This is a genomic window from Clostridium cibarium, assembly GCF_014836335.1.
GTDB classification, from domain to species: Bacteria; Bacillota; Clostridia; order Clostridiales; family Clostridiaceae; genus Clostridium; species Clostridium cibarium.
Genome location: NZ_JACSRA010000004.1, coordinates 1 through 20,170 on the forward strand (window position 1 = coordinate 1; position 20,170 = coordinate 20,170).

At 30.5% G+C, this 20,170-nt stretch carries 18 protein-coding genes and 1 other annotated feature; all 18 genes read left to right on the forward strand.

The features are described from left to right. On the forward strand, positions 1–902 hold a 902-nt coding region (locus H9661_RS03180), incomplete at its 5' end, for an AI-2E family transporter (protein ID WP_191767714.1). 70 nt (positions 903–972) lie between these two features. Beyond that, positions 973–1,144: a binding site (T-box leader), on the forward strand. A gap of 50 nt (positions 1,145–1,194) precedes the next feature. Then, positions 1,195–3,834, forward strand: coding sequence for an alanine--tRNA ligase (alaS, locus tag H9661_RS03185; protein ID WP_191767715.1), 2,640 nt, complete (start codon positions 1,195–1,197; stop codon positions 3,832–3,834). A gap of 129 nt (positions 3,835–3,963) precedes the next feature. After that, entirely contained in the window at positions 3,964–4,221 is a 258-nt protein-coding gene (locus tag H9661_RS03190; protein ID WP_143314815.1) for an IreB family regulatory phosphoprotein, read from the forward strand. A gap of 57 nt (positions 4,222–4,278) precedes the next feature. Continuing rightward, complete coding sequence (gene ruvX, locus H9661_RS03195) at positions 4,279–4,698, forward strand: Holliday junction resolvase RuvX (protein WP_143314816.1); 420 nt, start codon at positions 4,279–4,281, stop codon at positions 4,696–4,698. Positions 4,699–4,777: 79 nt separating this feature from the next. Further along, entirely contained in the window at positions 4,778–5,047 is a 270-nt protein-coding gene (locus H9661_RS03200; protein ID WP_143314817.1) for a DUF1292 domain-containing protein, read from the forward strand. Positions 5,048–5,068: 21 nt separating this feature from the next. Continuing rightward, positions 5,069–5,530: a Fur family transcriptional regulator gene (locus H9661_RS03205; protein WP_143314818.1), complete on the forward strand. Its 462-nt coding sequence runs from the start codon at positions 5,069–5,071 to the stop codon at positions 5,528–5,530. A gap of 64 nt (positions 5,531–5,594) precedes the next feature. Continuing rightward, on the forward strand, positions 5,595–7,262 hold the full coding sequence (locus H9661_RS03210) for a ribonuclease J (RefSeq protein ID WP_191767716.1): 1,668 nt from the start codon (positions 5,595–5,597) through the stop codon (positions 7,260–7,262). A gap of 135 nt (positions 7,263–7,397) precedes the next feature. Continuing rightward, positions 7,398–9,224, forward strand: coding sequence for a translational GTPase TypA (gene typA, locus H9661_RS03215; protein ID WP_143314820.1), 1,827 nt, complete (start codon positions 7,398–7,400; stop codon positions 9,222–9,224). A 123-nt stretch (positions 9,225–9,347) separates the two neighbouring features. Beyond that, positions 9,348–10,379, forward strand: a complete 1,032-nt coding sequence (gene mltG, locus H9661_RS03220) for an endolytic transglycosylase MltG (protein WP_143314821.1) — start codon at positions 9,348–9,350, stop codon at positions 10,377–10,379. 13 nt (positions 10,380–10,392) lie between these two features. Further along, the gene (locus tag H9661_RS03225) at positions 10,393–11,052 is read left to right on the forward strand and encodes an O-methyltransferase (protein WP_191767717.1); all 660 of its coding nucleotides are present in this window, start codon (positions 10,393–10,395) and stop codon (positions 11,050–11,052) included. Further along, a complete protein-coding gene (locus H9661_RS03230) occupies positions 11,042–12,286 on the forward strand; it encodes a peptidase U32 family protein (RefSeq protein ID WP_243129519.1) in 1,245 nt (414 codons plus the stop codon). The genes H9661_RS03225 and H9661_RS03230 overlap by 11 nt, the downstream gene beginning before the upstream one ends. Before the next feature lie 20 nt (positions 12,287–12,306). Beyond that, positions 12,307–12,924, forward strand: coding sequence for a uridine kinase (gene udk, locus H9661_RS03235; RefSeq protein WP_191767718.1), 618 nt, complete (start codon positions 12,307–12,309; stop codon positions 12,922–12,924). A 47-nt stretch (positions 12,925–12,971) separates the two neighbouring features. Further along, positions 12,972–14,579 carry a peptidoglycan D,D-transpeptidase FtsI family protein gene (locus tag H9661_RS03240; RefSeq protein WP_341480404.1) on the forward strand — a complete coding sequence of 536 codons (1,608 nt, stop codon included), beginning with the start codon at positions 12,972–12,974 and terminating at the stop codon, positions 14,577–14,579. Between the two features lie 134 nt (positions 14,580–14,713). Beyond that, positions 14,714–15,412 carry an RNA polymerase sporulation sigma factor SigK gene (gene sigK, locus H9661_RS03245; RefSeq protein WP_143314824.1) on the forward strand — a complete coding sequence of 233 codons (699 nt, stop codon included), beginning with the start codon at positions 14,714–14,716 and terminating at the stop codon, positions 15,410–15,412. Positions 15,413–15,518: 106 nt separating this feature from the next. Then, positions 15,519–16,574: a type IV pilus twitching motility protein PilT gene (locus tag H9661_RS03250; RefSeq protein ID WP_191767719.1), complete on the forward strand. Its 1,056-nt coding sequence runs from the start codon at positions 15,519–15,521 to the stop codon at positions 16,572–16,574. A gap of 155 nt (positions 16,575–16,729) precedes the next feature. After that, positions 16,730–17,977: a cell division FtsA domain-containing protein gene (locus H9661_RS03255; protein ID WP_191767720.1), complete on the forward strand. Its 1,248-nt coding sequence runs from the start codon at positions 16,730–16,732 to the stop codon at positions 17,975–17,977. A gap of 13 nt (positions 17,978–17,990) precedes the next feature. Further along, the gene (gene ftsZ / locus H9661_RS03260) at positions 17,991–19,127 is read left to right on the forward strand and encodes a cell division protein FtsZ (RefSeq protein ID WP_143314827.1); all 1,137 of its coding nucleotides are present in this window, start codon (positions 17,991–17,993) and stop codon (positions 19,125–19,127) included. A gap of 232 nt (positions 19,128–19,359) precedes the next feature. Continuing rightward, complete coding sequence (locus H9661_RS03265; RefSeq protein WP_143314828.1) at positions 19,360–20,163, forward strand: sigma-E processing peptidase SpoIIGA; 804 nt, start codon at positions 19,360–19,362, stop codon at positions 20,161–20,163. Positions 20,164–20,170: the final 7 nt, after the last annotated feature.

Below are 20,170 nucleotides of genomic sequence, written 5' to 3' on the forward strand. Positions count from 1 at the left end.
ATTTAATTGCATATATTTTAGTTCCTATTAGAAATTTTATTAATGAAAGAACAAAAGTGAAAAACAGCATAATTTCTATTGTTTTAATTTTATTTTTGATAACTATTTTTGTGATATCATTAATATTATTGATTCCTTCTATTTTTAGAGAAATTAATAATTTAGGACCAGTTATAAAAAGAATAACTATGCTTATAGAAGAAAAGTTAGAAAATTCTAGGTATTTTAATTCCACTTTTGTTAAGTTTATATATGAAGAAAGCAAAGTTAAGATTGGAGGATTTTTAAGTTTTCTATCAAGAGAATCTATTGAGTACATAATTTCTATAAGTGAACATATGTTATCCATGGCTGTTGTTCCAGTGGTTACTTATTATTTTTTAACAGAAAACAAAGAGATTAATGCTAAGTTTTTAAATTTAGTTCCACTAAAAAAAAGAAGAGTAACTAAGATAATAATATCTGATATTAATAGACTTTTAAGTAGATATATTGGTAGCCAGTTGGTTTTGTCTGCTATTGTAGGAGTAGTAACCTTTATTGTATTGATAGCTTTAAAAGTGAAATTTTCAATAGGACTTTCAATATTAAATGGTATATTGAATATTATTCCATACTTTGGACCTATTTTTGGAGCTGCTCCAATAGTTTTTATAGCATTATTAGACTCTCCTACAAAAGGACTATGGACAGGGATTGCTTTGTTGATACTTCAGCAGATTGAAGGGAATATATTATCACCTAAAATAACAGGAGATAGTATAAATATTCATCCTTTAATGATAATTATATTACTAATCATAGGAGAAAACTTTGGTGGGTTTATTGGAATGCTAGTAGCAGTACCTATAGGAGTCATAATCAAAGTTATTTGGGAAGATATTAATTACTATATATTTTAAAAGTTTTTGATAAGAATATAAAAATATTGACAGATGTTAAAACTTAAAATATAATTTAGAAGAAAATGAATATTAAGTGATGATTAGGATTAGTAGATATATGATTGGTATTAAGAGAGAAAGTGGTTGGTGAAAACTTTTTGCAATATATTTCGAAGCTACCTAGGAGCTATATAGTATCTAAGAGATGTATTTTTTACATAATTAGGGTGGTACCGCGGAAGTATGCTTTCGTCCCTTTGCTGGGGATGAGGGCTTTTTTTATTTATTATGATCTAATGGAGGAATAAAAATGAAGAAGATAGGAACTAATGATCTAAGAGAAGAGTTTTTAAAATTCTTTGAAGGTAAAGAACATTTAAGAATGAAAAGTTTTTCTCTTGTTCCCAAAAATGATAAGAGTTTATTATTAATAAATGCAGGTATGGCACCATTGAAGCCATATTTTACAGGGCTACAAGAACCACCAAAAAGAAGGGTTACTACATGTCAAAAGTGTATAAGAACTGGTGATATTGAGAATGTTGGAAAAACTTCAAGGCATGGAACATTCTTTGAGATGCTAGGAAACTTCTCTTTTGGCGATTACTTTAAGGAAGAAATAATTCCTTGGGCATGGGAGTTTATTACAGAAGTTTTGGGAATTTCCAAAGATAAGCTATATGTGACAATATATCTAGAGGATGATGAGGCTTTTGAAATTTGGAAGAATAAAACTGATGTAGATGTTGATAGAATCTTTAGATTAGGAAAAGATGATAATTTCTGGGAAATCGGAGTGGGACCATGTGGACCATGTACAGAAATTCACTACGATAGAGGAGATGGCACAATAAGAAATGTAGATGACTTCTTAAAGGCTGCCGATGAAGATAGAGTAGTTGAATTCTGGAATTTAGTATTTACTCAATTTGATAAAGATGAGGATGGAAATTACAACAAATTGGATCATCCTAATATAGATACTGGAATGGGACTTGAAAGAATTGCAACAATAATGCAAGGTGTTGATAATATATTCGAAATAGATACTGTTAAAAATATTTTAGCAAAGGTATCTAGTTTATCAGGGGTTAAATATGGAGAAGATAAAGATAAGGATGTTTCACTTAGAATAATAACCGACCACGTTAAAGGTGTAACTATGCTTATTTCTGATGGAGTTGGCCCAAGTAATGAAGGTAGAGGATATGTTCTTAGAAGACTACTTAGAAGAGCTGCAAGACATGGAAGACTTCTTGGAATTAAAGGATTATTCTTAACAGAAATAGTAGATGAAGTAGTTAAAAACTATGGAGGTGCTTATCCAGAACTTAAAGAAAATCAGGAATACATTGAAAAAATAGTGTCATTAGAAGAGGAAAGATTTAATGAGACTATAGATTCTGGTATGAATATACTTTTAGGTTATATTGATGAATTAATAAAAGATGGTAAGGATACTTTAGCTGGAGATAAAGCATTTAAGTTATATGATACATTTGGTTTTCCTTATGAATTAACAGAAGAAATTTGTGATGAAAAAGGATTAAAAGTTGATAAAGAAAACTTTGAGAAAGAAATGGAAGATCAAAGAACAAGAGCTAGAAATGCAAGAGGTGAATCTTCTTATATGGGTAGTGAAGAATTAGCTATAAATAAGATAGATGCATCTGTTTCAAGTGAATTTGTTGGATATAAGTCACTTGAAGTTACTAGCAAAGTGATGGTTTTAGCCAATGAAACAGAATTTATAAAAAGTTTATCTGCTGGGGAAGAAGGATTTATCCTAACTGATAAAACTCCATTTTATGCTGAAATGGGGGGGCAAGTAGGAGATAATGGTGTTATTTTAGGTAAGGGCTTAGTTGCTGAAGTATATAATACTAAGAAGAATGTTGGTGGAAAAACTATACATTATGTAAGAGTTCAAGAAGGTATTATAAGCGAAGGTGATGAAGTTACTCTTAAGGTAGATAAGTTAAGAAGAAATAATATAAGTAGGAATCACACTGCAACGCATATGCTACAAGAAGCATTAAAAGAAGTTATTGGCGAGCATGTGAATCAAGCTGGATCTTATGTTGACGATGAAAGACTAAGATTTGACTTTACACATTTCCAAGGCTTATCATTGGATGAATTAGATAAGGTAGAAGCTTTAGTAAATGAAAAAATCATGGAGGTTTATTCAGTTGAAACTAATCTTATGACTTTAGAAGAAGCAAAAGAGAGTGGAGCAATGGCTTTATTTGATGACAAATATGGAGATAAGGTAAGAGTTGTATCAGTAGGAGAGTTTTCTAAAGAATTATGTGGTGGAACTCATGTAGGTAACACTGGAGAAATAGGGCTATTTAGGATAATTGGAGAAAGTGGGGTTGCAGCTGGTACTAGAAGAATAGAAGCAGTAACAGGATTTAATGCAATTAAGTTTATAGAAGAAAAGCAAAATATATTAAAGGATGCATGTCATGCCTTAAAATGTAATGATAAAGATATAGTAAACAAGATAATGGCACAAAATTCAGAAATTAAGGAAAAAGAAAAAGAAATTGCTGAATTAAAGAGTAAGCTAACAAGTGGTATCGAAGAGGAGATATTAAAGTCTGCTAAAGTTATAAATGATATAAAGGTAATTTCATATTCTTTAGAGAATGTTGATGGAAATGCGCTTAGAGATTTAGCTGATAAGATTAGAAATAAGATGGGTACAGGAGTTGTTGTTTTAGTTAGCAATACTTCAGAAAAGGTTAATTTAGTCTCTATGGCAACTAAGGATTGCACAAATTTAGGTGTTCATTGTGGTAAAATAATTAAGGAAGTTGCTTCAATAGTTGGAGGAAGCGGTGGCGGTAGACCTGATATGGCTCAAGCTGGCGGAAAGAATCCTGAAAAGGTAAATGAAGCAGTGGAAAAGGTTTTTGAAATACTTAAATCTTTAGCAAAATAGTGTACATTTAGAAAAATGTAGAGTATAATTGTATTAGTATAAAGGAATATCATAAGGGTATACTAAAGGTAACAGTTGGATTCCTTAACAATTTGTAAGGGGGTGAGCTGCAAAGTTTGCAGCAGAATTATGAGTAACAATATAGAACAAACAATGCAATTTGATGTATCTAAAAATAAAGAAGCGTTAACAAAAGCAATATTAACAGAGGTCTATGATTCTTTACAGAAGAAAGGATATAATCCTATAAATCAACTTGTTGGATATCTAATTTCTGGAGACCCTACTTACATTACAAATTATAACGGAGCAAGAGCTTTAGTACGGAAACTCGAAAGAGATGAAATCCTTGAAGAAGTAATAAAATCTTATTTAGAGATAAAATAAAGGGTGCCCGTTAAATATCGGGCACCTTTAAATATGTTAAAGTACAGGAGTACAAGTATGAGAATATTAGGATTAGATGTAGGTCAAAAAACAATTGGAGTGGCTATTTCAGATCCTTTGGGATTTACAGCACAAGGTATTACAACAATAAGAAGGCAAAATAAAGTTAAGGATATTGAGATGCTTAAAAAGATATGCAATGAGTACGAAGTTGAGACTATAGTAATAGGACTTCCTAAAAATATGAACGGATCTATTGGGTTTGCAGGAGAAAAAATAATTGAATTTTCTGAATTGATAAAGAGTGAAATAGAATTAAAAATAGAGTTTTGGGATGAAAGACTTACAACTGTTGCAGCTCACCGAGCAATGTTAGAAGCAGATATGTCTAGAGGAAAAAGGAAAAAGATAGTAGATAAGATTGCGGCTACGTATATACTTCAAGGTTATTTAGATAGAATAGCTAACATGAGGTAATAATTTTATTAACTGAAAATTATTATTGACAATGTGAGCATATAGTCATTAAAATGATTACAAAAGGAGATAAAAATAAATGGTTAAAGAATTGGAATTTATTTACCTGTTAAATGAAGAGGGTAAAGAAGAAAAAATGAAAGTTATTACATTCTTCAAAATTGAAGATTTAAATACAGAATATGTTGTTGTTACTCCAGCGGGTGTGGATGCTGATGAAGCGTATGTCTTAAAATATATAAAAGATGAAGATGGAAATGAAAGTTATATAACTATAGAAGATGAGAAAGAGTTTGATTTAGTTGCAGAAACATATGAATTATTAATGCAAGAGGATATAGAAGAGTAATTAAAAAGAGAGGTGTTGTTAATGAGTAAGGTTATCGATATAGACTACAATGTTTTAAAAGAGGAACTAAAGAAAAAAGGATATAAGTTAACTCCTCAAAGAAGAGCTATTGTAGATACTATAGTAGATAGTGAGGGCAAGCATTTAACAGCAGAAGAAATTTATGATGAAGTTAAAAAGAATTGCCCAGAAATAGGTTTGGCTACAGTATATAGAACGATTTTATTACTTGAGGAGATAGGTGTAGTTAGTAGACTGCATTTAAATGATGGATGTAGTAGATATGAATTAGTTCATAGTGATGAAACTCATAGGCATCACCATCTTGTATGTAATATTTGTAATAGAGTTATAGAAGTTGAAGATGATCTTTTAGAAAAACTTGAAGCTAAAATTGAGAGTAGTTATGATTTCAAGATAGTTGATCATTCTGTTAAGTTCTATGGAATCTGTAGTGAATGTCAGAAAAAATTAGATGAATAAAAGGATATCTTAATTTAAGTGAGAGTTCCTTTGTTTATATAAAAATTAAATAAGGAGGGGAAATATGAGAACAGAAAGAGCGAAGGTTAAGATAATACCTCTTGGAGGCTTGAGTGAAATCGGTAAAAACCTAACAGCTATTGAGTTTAAGGATGATATAGTAGTAATAGACTGTGGCCTTAGATTCCCAGACGAAGATATGTTTGGAATAGATGTGGTAATTCCCGACGTCTCATACCTAATTAAGAATCAAGAGAAAATTAGAGGTATTTTTTTAACTCACGGACATGAGGATCATATTGGTGCATTACCTTATGTACTTAAGCAATTAAATGTTCCTGTATATGGTACTAAGTTGACTCTTGGAATTGTTGAGACAAAGCTTAGAGAACACGGGTTATTAGGATCAACTGAACTTATAAGAGTTAAGCCAAGGGATATTATTAAGTTAAATGTCGTTTCTGTTGAATTTATTAAAACCAGTCATTCTATTGCAGATTCAGTTGCAATTGCAATTCACACACCTTTAGGTGTAATCCTACATACTGGAGATTTTAAAATTGATTACACACCAATTGATGGTGAGTTAACTGATTTTGCAAGATTTGCAGAGCTAGGGAAAAAAGGTGTGTTAGTTATGCTTGCAGATTCTACAAATGTAGAGAGAACTGGATATACTATGTCAGAAAGAACGGTTGGAGAAAGTTTTTTAAGAATTTTCAATAAGGCACCAGGAAGAATAATTGTTGCAACTTTTGCATCAAATGTTCATAGAATTCAACAAATCATTGATGCAGCAGAGAAATATGGAAGAAAAGTTGCTGTATCGGGAAGAAGTATGGAAAATATAGTTCAAGTAGCTATGGAACTTGGATATTTAGAAATGGAAGAGGGAACATTAATATCAATCGACCAAATTTCAAAATATCCAAATGATCAAGTTGTATTAATCACCACAGGTAGCCAAGGTGAGCCTATGTCTGCGCTAGCAAGGATGGCAGCATCAGAGCATAAAAAGATAAATGTGATTGAAGGCGACACTGTAATAATTTCTGCATCACCAATACCAGGAAATGAAAAATTTGTTTCTAGAGTGATCAATCAATTATTTAAAAAAGGTGCAGAAGTTATTTATGAATCCTTGGCAGAAGTTCATGTGTCTGGGCATGCTTGTCAAGAAGAGTTAAAACTAATGCAAACATTGGTTAAACCAAGATTCTTCATACCAGTTCATGGGGAATATAGACATTTAAAGCAACATGCGGAGTTAGCTTGTAAATTAGGTTTACCAGATAGAAATTTTGTAATAGCTGAAAATGGCGATGTAATTGAAGTTACGAGAAACTACATTAAAAAGAGCGGTACTGTAACATCAGGGCAAGTTTTTGTAGATGGATTAGGTGTAGGTGATGTAGGACATATTGTTTTAAGGGATAGAAAACATTTATCTCAGGATGGTATTCTTACTGTTGTAGTTACAATAGAAAGGGATACTGGAACTGTAATAGCTGGTCCAGATATTATTTCTAGAGGCTTTGTATATGTAAGAGAATCTGAAGGACTTATGGAGGAAGCTCGAGAAATAGTTAAGAATGTTCTTAGGGAATGTGAACAAAAGAAGATTACTGACTGGGCAACTTTAAAAGCTAATATGAGAGATGAATTAAGAGAATTCTTATACGAAAAAACAAAGAGAAAGCCTATGATTTTACCAATTATAATGGAAATATAATATATTGACTTTTTTCGTATATAAGTTTAAAATAAAAATGTTGTTGAAAATTGGATACGATAGTATCCAATTTTATTTTGGAAAAAATTATTTATAGGTTTACATAAAGAGAAACCAAATTTATGGAGGTAAATAATGGATTTAATTAAAAGAGAAGATATCAGAAATATAGCTATTATAGCTCACGTTGACCATGGTAAGACAACACTAGTTGATGCCTTATTAAGACAAAGTAATATTTTTAGATCAAACGAAAAAGTAGAAGAAAGAGTAATGGACTCTAATGATTTAGAAAAAGAGAGAGGAATTACAATCTTATCTAAAAATACAGCTGTAATGCATGATGGTGTAAAGATAAATATAATAGATACTCCAGGGCATGCTGATTTTGGTGGAGAAGTTGAACGTGTACTTAAAATGGTTGATTCAGTTTTACTTGTAGTTGACTCTTACGAAGGACCAATGCCTCAAACTAAATTCGTATTAAAGAAAGCTTTAGAATTAGGATTAGAACCAATTGTTGTTATAAATAAAATTGATAAATCAGATGCAAGACCTGAAGAGGTTATAGATGAAGTGTTTGAATTATTTATTGAACTAGGAGCTAATGACGAACAATTAGATTTCCCAATAATATATGCATCAGCTAGAAATGGATTTGCTAGATATAACGTTGAGGATACAAATGAAGATATGCAACCTTTATTCGAGACAATATTAAAAAATGTAGATTGTCCAGAAGGTTATGTTGATGCTCCATTACAAATGCTTGTTTCTACATTAGATTCAAATGCATTCGTAGGGAAAATAGCTATAGGGAAGATTCATAGAGGTAAGGTTAAGAAAAATCAAACTGTAACACTTATCAGCAATGATGGATCAACAAAAAATTATAAAGTAACAAATTTATTTACATATAACGGATTAAAGAGAGAAGAAACTGAAGAAGCATCATTTGGTGATATAGTGGCATTAAGTGGTGTTACTGAAGCAAATATTGGGGATACAATTGCAGATTCAAATGAGCCAGAAGCATTACCATTTGTTCATATAGATGAACCTACATTAAGCATGAACTTTATGGTTAATGATTCACCACTTGCAGGACAAGAAGGAGAATTTATAACTTCAAGACATTTAAGAGATAGGCTTATGCAAGAGTTAGAAACAAACGTAAGTTTAAGAGTTAGAGAAATAACTCCAGATTGCTACGAAGTTTCAGGTAGAGGTGAATTACACCTATCTATATTAATTGAAACTATGAGAAGAGAAGGGTATGAATTCCAAGTATCAAAGGCAAATGTTATTTTCAAAGAAGAAAATGGTAAGAAACTAGAGCCAATAGAATATTTAACAATTGATGTTCCTGAAGAATTTATGGGACCTGTAATGGAAAAGCTTGGACCAAGAAAAGCAGAAATGGTTAATATGACATCAGCTGTAAATGGTTATTCAAGACTTGAATTTAAGGTACCAGCTAGAGGTCTAATAGGATTTAGAAATGAATTTATGACAGATACAAAGGGTAATGGAATTATGAACCATGTATTTGATAGTTATGGTCCATATAAAGGAGAAATTCCTACAAGAAGCAGAGGATCAATAGTTTCTTTTGAAGCTGGAGATGCAATTGCATATGGATTATTTAATGCACAAGAAAGAGGATCGTTATTTATAGGAGCAGGTACTGCTGTTTATGAAGGTATGATTGTAGGTGTGTGTGGTAGAGCGGAAGATATTGATATAAATGTATGTAAGGGTAAGAAACTTACAAATACAAGATCATCAGGCGCAGATGAAGCTGTTAAACTTGTACCTCCAATAGTAATGTCTCTTGAAAATTCACTTGAATTTATTAATAATGATGAGTTAGTTGAGGTAACTCCATTGAACATAAGAATGAGAAAGAAAGTTTTAAATAGTGGAGATAGAAGAAGACTTATAAGTAGAAATAAAAAGTAATTTATTTATTTTTGTAGTATTAAGTTGGTATAAGTATATTTACACTTTATAAACTCTATAAATAGTATTATAATTAAGTAAATAGCCGAAAAGGCTATTTACTTTTGTATATAGGGGGATTTTATGAAGAAAAATACTATCAAGATAAAGTTTAGTAGAATTATTACAATCATAATTGCTATTTTATTAGGTGGAGCATATTATTATAACAGTATAGTGAGTAGACCATTAAAATCAAACAATGACACCATAGAAATAAATGTTGGTGAAGGAGAAGCTTTTAATTCTATTTTAGATAAGCTAGATAAAGAAGGAAATTTGCGAAATAAGTTTATAGTTAAATTGAGTTTGAAGATATCATATAAAACTATTAGTTTATTTCCAGGTGAATATGAAATAAAAAAAGATAGTTCATTAGAAGAATTGATTAAATCTCTAGAAGCAGAGGATTCAAGTAAAAATCAAGTAGCTATTTCTATTCCAGAAGGTTATTCTATAGAAAGTATTGCTAATAGGTTTGAAGAAAATGGATTGTTTTCAAAAGATGAATTTTTAAATGAAGCTAAACAATATGAAGTACCCAAGTTTGTGAAAGCAGATAAGAATAAAAAGTATAATTTAGAGGGGTATCTATATCCTGATACATACTTTTTTGATAAAGGGGTAACTCCAAAAGAAGTTATTAATACTATGTTAAATAATTTTCAGGTTAAGATGAAGGAAATTTCAGATGAAACTGGAAAAACAATAGATGATAATGAAATAGAAACTATAATAACGAAGGCATCACTTGTTGAAAAAGAAGCTGTATTAGATGATGAGAGACCTAAGGTGGCTTCTGTTATTGAAAATAGATTGAAAAAAGGGATGAAATTAGAATTTTGTTCAACAGTTAATTATGTTGTAGGATATGATAAGAAGGTAGTGCTTACAAATTCGGATATAAGTGTTGAATCACCTTATAATACATACAAATATGGTGGCTTACCAATAGGACCCATTGCAAGTCCAGGCAAAGAATCTATTTTGGCAGTGCTAAATCCTGAAAGTACAAATTATTTATACTTTCTATCGTTAAGGGGACAAGGCGGAAAGCAATATTTTTCTGAATCGGAAAAAGAACATAATGATATGAAAAAGAAACAAGGTTATTAATTAGGAGGAAAGTATGAGCGGAATTACTTATGATTATATGGAAGAATATATTAGAGGACTCATTCCAGATAAACAAGGTATATTAAAGGATATAGAAAATTTTGCTGTAGAAAATGGTGTGCCTATAGTACAAAAAGAAACTGGTAAATTTCTCGAATTTATGGTTAGCATTAAAAAGCCTTTGAGAATTCTTGAACTTGGAACAGCAATTGGCTTTTCTTCTATTCTTATGTATGAAGCAGCAGGTACAAATCCTGATATTGTTACTATTGAAAGAGATGAAAAGATGATTGAATTAGCTAGACTAAATTTAGAAAAGTTCAATCTACAAGAGAAGATAGAAATAAAAGAAGGCGATTGTTTAGAAGTCTTAGAGAATTTAGATGAGCCTTTTGATTTGATCTTTATGGATGCAGGTAAAGGGCATTATAATCATTTTTTGCCTCATTGCTTGAGATTACTTAAAAAGGATGGTATTATAATTGCTGATAATGTGCTTTTTAGGGGAATGATAGCTTCGAATGATTTGGTAAAAAGAAGAAAGATAACAATAGTAAAAAGAATGCGTACATATTTAGATATGGTATCAAATGATAAAGATTTGATCACATCTGTAATACCAATGGGAGATGGTATTGCAGTGACAAAGAGGAGGGAAAAAAGTGAAAAATAGAATTAAACCTGAAATTTTAGCACCAGCAGGAAGTTTGGAAAAATTAAAAATAGCAATAGATTTTGGAGCAGACGCTGTTTACTTAGGTGGTGGAAAACTTAATTTAAGAGCATTTTCTAATAATTTTACCAATGAAGAAATAGCAGAAGGTGTAAAATATTGCCACGATAGAGGAAGAAAAGTATATGCAGTTGTTAATGTTTTTGCGAGAAATTATGATCTAAATGGTGTTGAAGAATATATAAAAGGTCTTGAAGAATTGGGTATAGATGCAATTCTTGCAGGTGATCCGGCCATAATAGTAGCTGCTAAAAAGGCAGCACCTAATTTAGAAATTCATTTAAGTACTCAAGCAAATACTGTAAACTGGATGGCTGCAAAATTTTGGTATGATCAAGGAGTAAAGAGAATTGTTCTTGCAAGAGAACTTACTTTCAATGAAATTAAAGGATTTAAAGAAAACCTACCAGAGGATTGTGAACTGGAAGCTTTTGTTCATGGGTCAATGTGCATAGCTTATTCAGGAAGATGTTTAATATCAAATTATATGCTAGGTAGGGATGCTAACAAAGGTATATGTTCAAATGCCTGCAGATATAAATATGCTTTGGTAGAGGAAACTAGACCGGGAGAATATTATCCTGTTGTGGAAGATGAAGATGGAACATACATAATGAATTCTAAAGATTTATGTATGATAAAACATATACCAGAACTTGTAGAAAGTGGAATACATTCTTTGAAAATTGAAGGAAGAATGAAAAGTGAATTCTATGTTGCATCTGCTGTGAAAGCTTATAGAGAAGCAGTTGATTCCTATTTTGAAAATCCAGAAGGATATGAGTTTAAAGAGGAATGGATGCATATACTTAACAGAGTTAGTCATAGACAGTATCATACTGGATTCTTCTTTGGTAGAAATGGTGAACAGAATTATGATGTATCTTCATACATAAGAAATTATGATATAGTTGGAATAGTAAAATCATATGATCCAGAAACAAAAGTTGCAACTATATTACAAAAGAATAGGGTATTTAAAGATGATTGTGTTGAAGTTTTAAGAGCTCGTACACCTGATTTTAATGTAACATTAATGGATATGTTTGATGTTGAAAAAAATGTAGATACAGATGTGGCTAATAGGGCGCAAATGATATTCACAGCAAAGGTAGATAAGCCATTAAAAGAAAATGATATGTTGATTAAAGGAAAAAAAGTATTGAGTCTTTAAGGATACAAGGAGGATAATTAATGAATAAACCTATATTAATAGGAATTACTGGAGGATCTGGCTCGGGTAAAAGTACTATAGCAAATGAAATTTTTGAAAGTTTTGGTGGGGAAAAGATTGTGATGATGCAACAAGATGCGTATTATAAAGATCAAAGTCACCTTAGCATGGAAGAAAGGGTTAAGACAAACTATGATCATCCTAAGGCATTTGATAATACTCTTTTAGTAGAACACTTAAAGACATTATCAAAAGGGGAATCTATAGAAAAACCAATATATGATTTCACTATACATACAAGATCTAGGGAAACTGTACCTGTTGAACCTAAGGAAATTATTATAGTTGAAGGTATACTTATTTTAGAAGATAAGAGAATTAGAGATCTTTTAGATATAAAAGTATATGTGGATACTGATGCTGATGTTAGAATAATAAGAAGACTTCTTAGAGATATGGAAGAAAGAGGAAGAACTATTGACTCAGTAGTAAATCAATATCTTACAGTGGTAAGACCTATGCATTTTCAATTTACAGAACCGACAAAGAGATTTGCAGATATTATTATTCCCGAAGGTGGACATAATAAAGTTGCTATAGATATTCTTGTAACCAAGATGAAAGATATACTTAATTAGTTGAATAAAACACTTTCACTCTGTCTAAAATTTATGATAGAGGGAAGGTGTTTTTTATTTTTATTCCAAGATATGATTCAAGAATAAGATTAACATTATATATATTTACGGTCTTGTTAATGGCTCTAACCGTTAGGCTTTTCTATCTTCAAGTTTTTCCGTCTGAAGAGGTTCTAGGAAATTATCAATCTCTTCAGTCAGAGAAAATAAGCGATTCAGAGTATAGGCTTTTAGATACTAATGGAAAGGATTTGTTAAAGTATAATAAAAAATATGTATTAGTAATAGATAAGAAGCCATTTAGTTTAAATAATTATGAAGAAACTCTAGAAGATTTGATGGCATTAAATTTTATAATGAAAGGTGAAGATGAAAATTTTAATTATACAGACGTTATGAAGTCAAGTGGGAAATTATATTATAACATTTCAGAAGATGCATATAAGAAAATTAATGAACTTGAAAATATAAAAGGAATTTATACTTATGTTTATGATGAAACGGATAAAAAAGAAGCATGGAAAATAAGTAGTATTTTAAGTCAAATACCTGAAAAAGATAAGGTAATAGAAGATTCCATGGAAGAGCATATATATAATTTAACTTCAAAAAATCAGGAGCCTCAAAAGGAATTTTCTTTAAACGATAGATATATTTATTCAAAAGATAAACAGGTTTTGGTAGATAAAAATACTAACATTAAATTGACAATTAATAAAGATATAGAGGAAAAAATTAGAGAAATTCTTGAGAGGAAAGAGTTCGATAGCTTAAAAAATGTCGGAGTAACAATAATGGAATCAGATACAGGAAAAATAAGAGCTATGGTACAAAAAGATGAGACTCAAGCTAATGTTAATCTTTCTATAGAAGGAGTTGGATATGAACCTGGATCCGTGTTTAAATTAATTACATTAGGAGCGGCTCTAGATAAAGGAGAAGTAACGCTCAGTGATGTATATACATGTAAGGGAGCTATATGTAAAACGCCTCATGGAAGTTTAGCATTAGAAGATGCTTTGGTTAAATCATGTAATGATTATATTGCAAAAGTTGGAACGGAAATTGGATATGATACAATTATTGAATACTCAAAGAAGATGGGGTTATTTTCAAGAGTACTTGGAATACAAGGGGATGGAAGGAATGAAGCAGTTGGAGAAATACCAAAAGAAGAGGCAGGAGTTAATAATATATCAATAGGTCAGTGTTTAACTGTTTCACCACTTCAAATATTAGGGGCGGCAAATACTATTGTAAATAATGGTGTATACATAAAACCATTTATTATAGAAAGTACTGTTGATAGTGATGATAATATAATAGAAGATTTTAAAACTCAACAGTATAGAGTATTTAGTGAAACAACAAGTAAGTTAATGAAAAAGGCTATGATGCAAGTTGTGTTAAGAGGTACGGGTGTAAATGCAAAAGTGGATGGGATTACAATCGGTGGGAAAACAGGATCGGCAACTAGTGGTGATAAAAATACTCATGGATGGTTTACTGGTTTCTTCACAATAAAGAATAAAACATATACAATGACAGTTTTTACGCCTAATATAGAGGGTAAAGGAGGTGCTGGGGAGGAGCTAGGAGGAGGAAATACGGCAGCACCAATATTTAGAGAAATAGTTAAGTCATTAAATTCATAAACTAAGTAACTTAAGGTAGTATTCTGTCAACAAAATGAGAAAAACTAAATAAGATTTTAATAATTTGAGATATTTAGTCAATAAATACTCCTATTCTGAATAGTATAGTAATAAGCATGGATAGGAGGAGTAAGATGTTTTTAATAACTAATGTTTTAGATCTTATATCTAGCTCCCTATTATTAACAGGTTACATCAATGGTAATAATACATTTCCATTACCTTTAGATGAAAAAGAAGAAGAAGTGTATTTGAAAAAGTTAAAAGAAGGAGATAAGAGAGCAAAGAGTGTACTTATAGAAAGAAATTTAAGGTTAGTTGCTCATATAGTAAAAAAATATTCTTTTCCTAATAAAGATGTTGATGAACTTATCTCGATTGGAACAGTAGGACTAATAAAGGCTATTGATTCTTTCGATATTGGAAAAGGAACTAGACTTGCAACCTATGCATCAAGATGCATAGAAAATGAAATATTAATGCTTTTTAGAAATAATAAGAAACAAAAAAGTGAGGTATATTTACAGGATCCTATAGGAGTTGATAAAGAAGGAAATGAAATTTGTTTAATTGATGTGTTAAGTAGTGAAAAGGATTCAGTAATAGATAAAGTTGAAAGTAATCTGCAGATAAAAGCATTGTATAATAAGATGTTTGAAATTTTAAGTAAAAGAGAATGCAATATTATTATGATGAGATATGGGCTGGAAGATGGCAGATGTAGAACTCAAAGAGAAATTGCAAGCTTGCTTAATATTTCTCGATCTTATGTATCAAGGATTGAAAAAAAAGCATTAAAAAAATTAGAAAAGGCGCTTTATACCAAGCTCTAAGAAAATAGCTAAATTCTTCTAACAACTTGGAGGAATTTAGTTTTTTTCATAGAATAAGTATTTTGTTGTGTAAAAAATATTAAAAAATGGATAGGAGTGGATAAAAATGCGTTCTATCAAAGAGCTGTTATTAAAAACAGTAGAACTTAAAGCGTCTGATTTACACCTTACAGTAGGAATTCCGCCTACAGTAAGAATTAATGGTGTGCTAGTAAAAATGGAAGGAGATAATTTGACTGTTTCTGATGTGAAAGGATTTGCTAAGGAAATTTTAGCAGATAATTTTGCTAAATATAGTGAAATTGGAGAATACGATATTTCATATGCATTAGAAGGTGTTGGTAGATTTAGGGTAAATGTTTTTAAGCAAAGAAATAGTGATGCAATAGCTTTAAGGGTAATTACAATGGAAATTCCTACATTAGATCAGTTAAATCATCCTAAGATAATAAAAGAGTTAACAACCAAAAATAGAGGGCTGGTACTTGTAACAGGACCTACTGGAAGCGGTAAATCAACAACACTAGCTGCAATGATAAATGAAATAAACAATTCAAGACAAGCTCATATAATTACTTTGGAAGACCCAATAGAGTATTTGCATAGACATAATAAGTGTATTGTCAATCAGAGAGAGATAGGAAATGATAGTAAAAGTTATAGTAATGCATTAAGAGCAATTCTTAGAGAAGATCCAGATGTAATTCTAGTAGGAGAAATGAGAGATTTTGAAACTATAAGTATAGCTATAACAGCTGCTGAGACAGGACACTTAGTGTTTTCCACACTTCATACCATTGGTGCAGCAAAAACAATTGATAGAATTATTGATGTTTTTCCATCTAATCAGCAACAACAAGTTAAGGTACAGTTAGCAGCTGTATTACAAGGAATAATTTCTCAGCAGTTGTTACCAAAACAAGATGAAAAAGGAAGAGTTGCTGCTTTGGAAATAATGACAATTACTCCTGGAATACAAAATTTAATTAGAGAGGGTAAAACTCATCAAATTGAATCAACAATTCAAACAGGTAATAGATATGGCATGAAAACAATGGATATGTCATTGGCAGAATTATATAGGAGTGGAGTAATTTCAAGTGAAGTGGCAATGAACTTTGCGGTAGAAAGAGAAGTGCTGCAGAGAATGGTGATTATGTAATAGAGAACCATAAATTCCTATAGAAATTTCCTTATAATTTCTGTAGGAATTTTAGCTTGTAAATGATAAAATCAAAATTATAGAATTTTAAAGGATTTTGTAATTTTATGTTGAATATGATATATAACTTAACTAGCAAGGAGGAATCATATGAGATGCAAAAAAGAATAATAGCAGCAGTTGACTTTGGTAGTTCAAAGCTTTCGGCTTCCTTAGGAAGGGCTGAAGAAGAGGAAATTAATATTCTTGGAACTTCATTTTTGCCATCACAAGGAATAGAAAAAGGCTTTATAACTGATGAAGTTAAATGTGAAAAAGCATTTACGGAATTATTGGACAAACTTAAAGCTATTACAAATGAATCAATAACAGAAATATATGCAGGTATATCTACAAGGAGATTAAGAATTGTTGAAGTATTTCCGACTATTAATCTAAAGGAAGGTAAAGTATTTAGTAAGCATATTAAAAGAGCAATTGAAAAGGGTAAAAAAATAGTTAATTTATTAGAAGGAGAAGAAGTAGTAGATATAATAATTAATTATTATAATTTGGATGATAAAATAATTTATGATAATGTTACTGGTTGGATGGGGAATATTTTAAAGATTAATATTACTGCTATTTTAGGGCCAAGTATGGAACTAAATAAATTCAAGAAAGTTATAACTGATAATGGATACATATTTAAAGGTTTTAAAGTTAATATAGTAGCAGGTAGAAAGATCTTTTTACAGGAAAATAAAAATATGGATTCAAGAGTGCTAATTGATATTGGCGGTGAAACATCTGATTTTGCATTATTTAATAATGGAGTTTTAAGATACTTGGATAATATTCCTGTGGGAGGGAATAACGTCACAAGAGATTTATCAGTATGTGGTAAGTTTTCAATGGGTGAAGCAGAAAATATAAAGTTGATTTATTCTAGTAATTATGAAACAATCTATAATGACGAAAGCATAGAAGAAATTGTAGAGGTTGGTACATCAAAAGTATCAAAGACACTGTTTTATGAAGTGACTAAAGCAAGACTTGAAGAATTATTAAAAATTGTTAATAGTGGATTAAAAAACACTTCCTATTATCGAGGAATTTGTAGTATAATAATATACGGAGATGGTATAAGTTACTATCAAAATATTTTAGATTTGGTCAAAAATGAGTTTAACCAAAATGCTAAGATAGTGACCAAAGATGATTTGGGAATGAAAAATTCTTTTAATATTACATCATTAGCACTTGTTAAGGATGTATTTGATAATTTTAAATTATTAAGTAAAAATTCAACAGAAATTGAAGTGGAATATTTATTAAATGAAATGAAAGATGATAAATCTTTAGAGAAAACAGAAAGTGGAATTTTAGGCAGACTTAAAGGTTTTCTTAAAGATATATTCTAAAGGAGGAATTACTTTGTTAGATTTTGAAGTTGATATGCAAGAATTAACTAATATAAAGGTTATTGGTTGTGGCGGTGGAGGAAGCAACGCTGTTAATAGAATGATTGTTGAAGGTGTGAAAAATGTAGAATTTATCGCAATTAATACAGATAAACAAGCTTTGATGCTATCACATGCAAATCAAAAAATACAAATTGGAGAAAAATTAACAAAAGGTCTAGGAGCAGGAGCTAATCCTGAAATAGGACAAAAGGCTGCAGAAGAAAGTAGAGAAGAGATTACAGCTGCTATAAAGGGAGCTAATATGGTGTTTATTACTGCTGGAATGGGTGGAGGTACTGGAACAGGTGCAGCACCAGTTGTAGCTGAGATAGCAAAATCTTTAGATATATTAACAGTGGGAGTTGTAACTAAACCATTTCCATTTGAAGGAAAGAGGAGAATGAGATTTGCTGAAATGGGAATAGCTAATCTTAAGGAAAAAGTTGATACATTAGTCATTATTCCTAATGAAAGATTGTTGTCAATGGCAGATAAGAAGACAACTTTATTAGATTCATTTAAATTGGCAGATGATGTGTTAAGACAAGGTGTACAGGCGATTTCAGATTTAATAACTATTCCGGGTGTAGTAAATGCTGACTTTGCTGATATTAAGGCAGTAATGTTAGATAAAGGACTTGCACATATGGGAGTTGGATATGGTAAGGGAGATAATAGAGCTGCAGACGCTGTAAAACAAGCAATTGCTTCTCCGTTATTAGAAACATCTATAAATGGTGCTACCGGAGTAATTTTAAACTTTACAGGTGGAGGAGATTTAGGGGCTCTTGAAGTTTATGAAGCAGCTGATGTTGTAAGAGAATCAGCAGACCCTGATGCAAACATAATTTTTGGTGCTGTTATAGATGAAACATTAAACGATGAAATTAGAATAACTGTAATAGCTACAGGATTTGAAGCTGAAGTAACTAGTGAATTATTTGTAGAGAAAAAAGTTCAAGAAAGAGCAAAAGTTGCTACCTCAGAGGAAAAATCAGAAGTTGCAGCTACTGTTGTTGAAGAGAAGGAAGTAGAAGAAAAACAATCTTATAATACTCAAGAAGATGATTTAGATATTCCTGTATTTTTAAGAAGAACAAGAAAATAGAGTTAAATAAGAAAGCCAGTCAAATGTGACTGGCTTTTTTTTTTATATCTAAAAAATATATGATTGCTTTTAAAGATTTTAATATATTAGACATGAGAATCTACTTTGAAATTAGATTTTATTGTTTCTATATGTAAAAAATATACTTAAAAAAAAGTTGTTCCAATAATTAAAAGTGACAAAATTTTGAAGAGCAATGATTTATAATAACCTTAAAGAAGGGGGATAAGAAATGGAAATTTATTTAGATGTTGTACTTATTGAAAATTTTATTGTTGATCTATTCTTATTGTCTATTACTTTTAATGTAATAAGAGTAGAGGTTAAAAATAAGAAATTAGTATTATCTTCAATATTAGGTGCAATATATACAATGGTTATGATTTTTCCGACGTTAAGTTTTTTTTCATTTATGCCAATACAATTTTGTGTAGCTTATTTTATGAGCCTAATAATTATGGGAAAAGAAAGATGGAAAATGGCTATAAAATCCACAGCGGTTTTCTTGATTGCTTCAGTAACATTAAGTGGAATATGTTTCTATCTTGCAGAGTTTGAAAATTCTTATACTTTTTGTAATGGTTTTAGTATTAATAATTTTTCTTTAAAATCATTGGTGCTGGCACTAATGATTATATATATAATTTATTTCAGAGCTATAAGCTACTTTAGGGAGAGATCAGTAATAAATAATTTCACATTTGATGTTGAAATTTATATAGACGATATAAAGTATTTGATTAAAGGCTTTTTAGATACTGGAAATGAGCTTAGAGAACCCATTACTAATTTACCATGTATAATTATAGAGGAGAGGTTGTTTTATAATTACAAATTTAATGAGGACAAGGTATATTATATAAATTATAGTGCGATAGGGTATGAAGGAAAGTTAAAAGGATTCAAAGTTGACAGAGTAATGATACGAGAAGAAGGTAAAGATTTTAGAGAGGTAAAAGCAATAATTTGTCCATGTAAAGATATATTAAGTAGAGAAAAGGACTTTAATGCTTTATTATCCAGAGGTGTAGTATAGAGGAGGA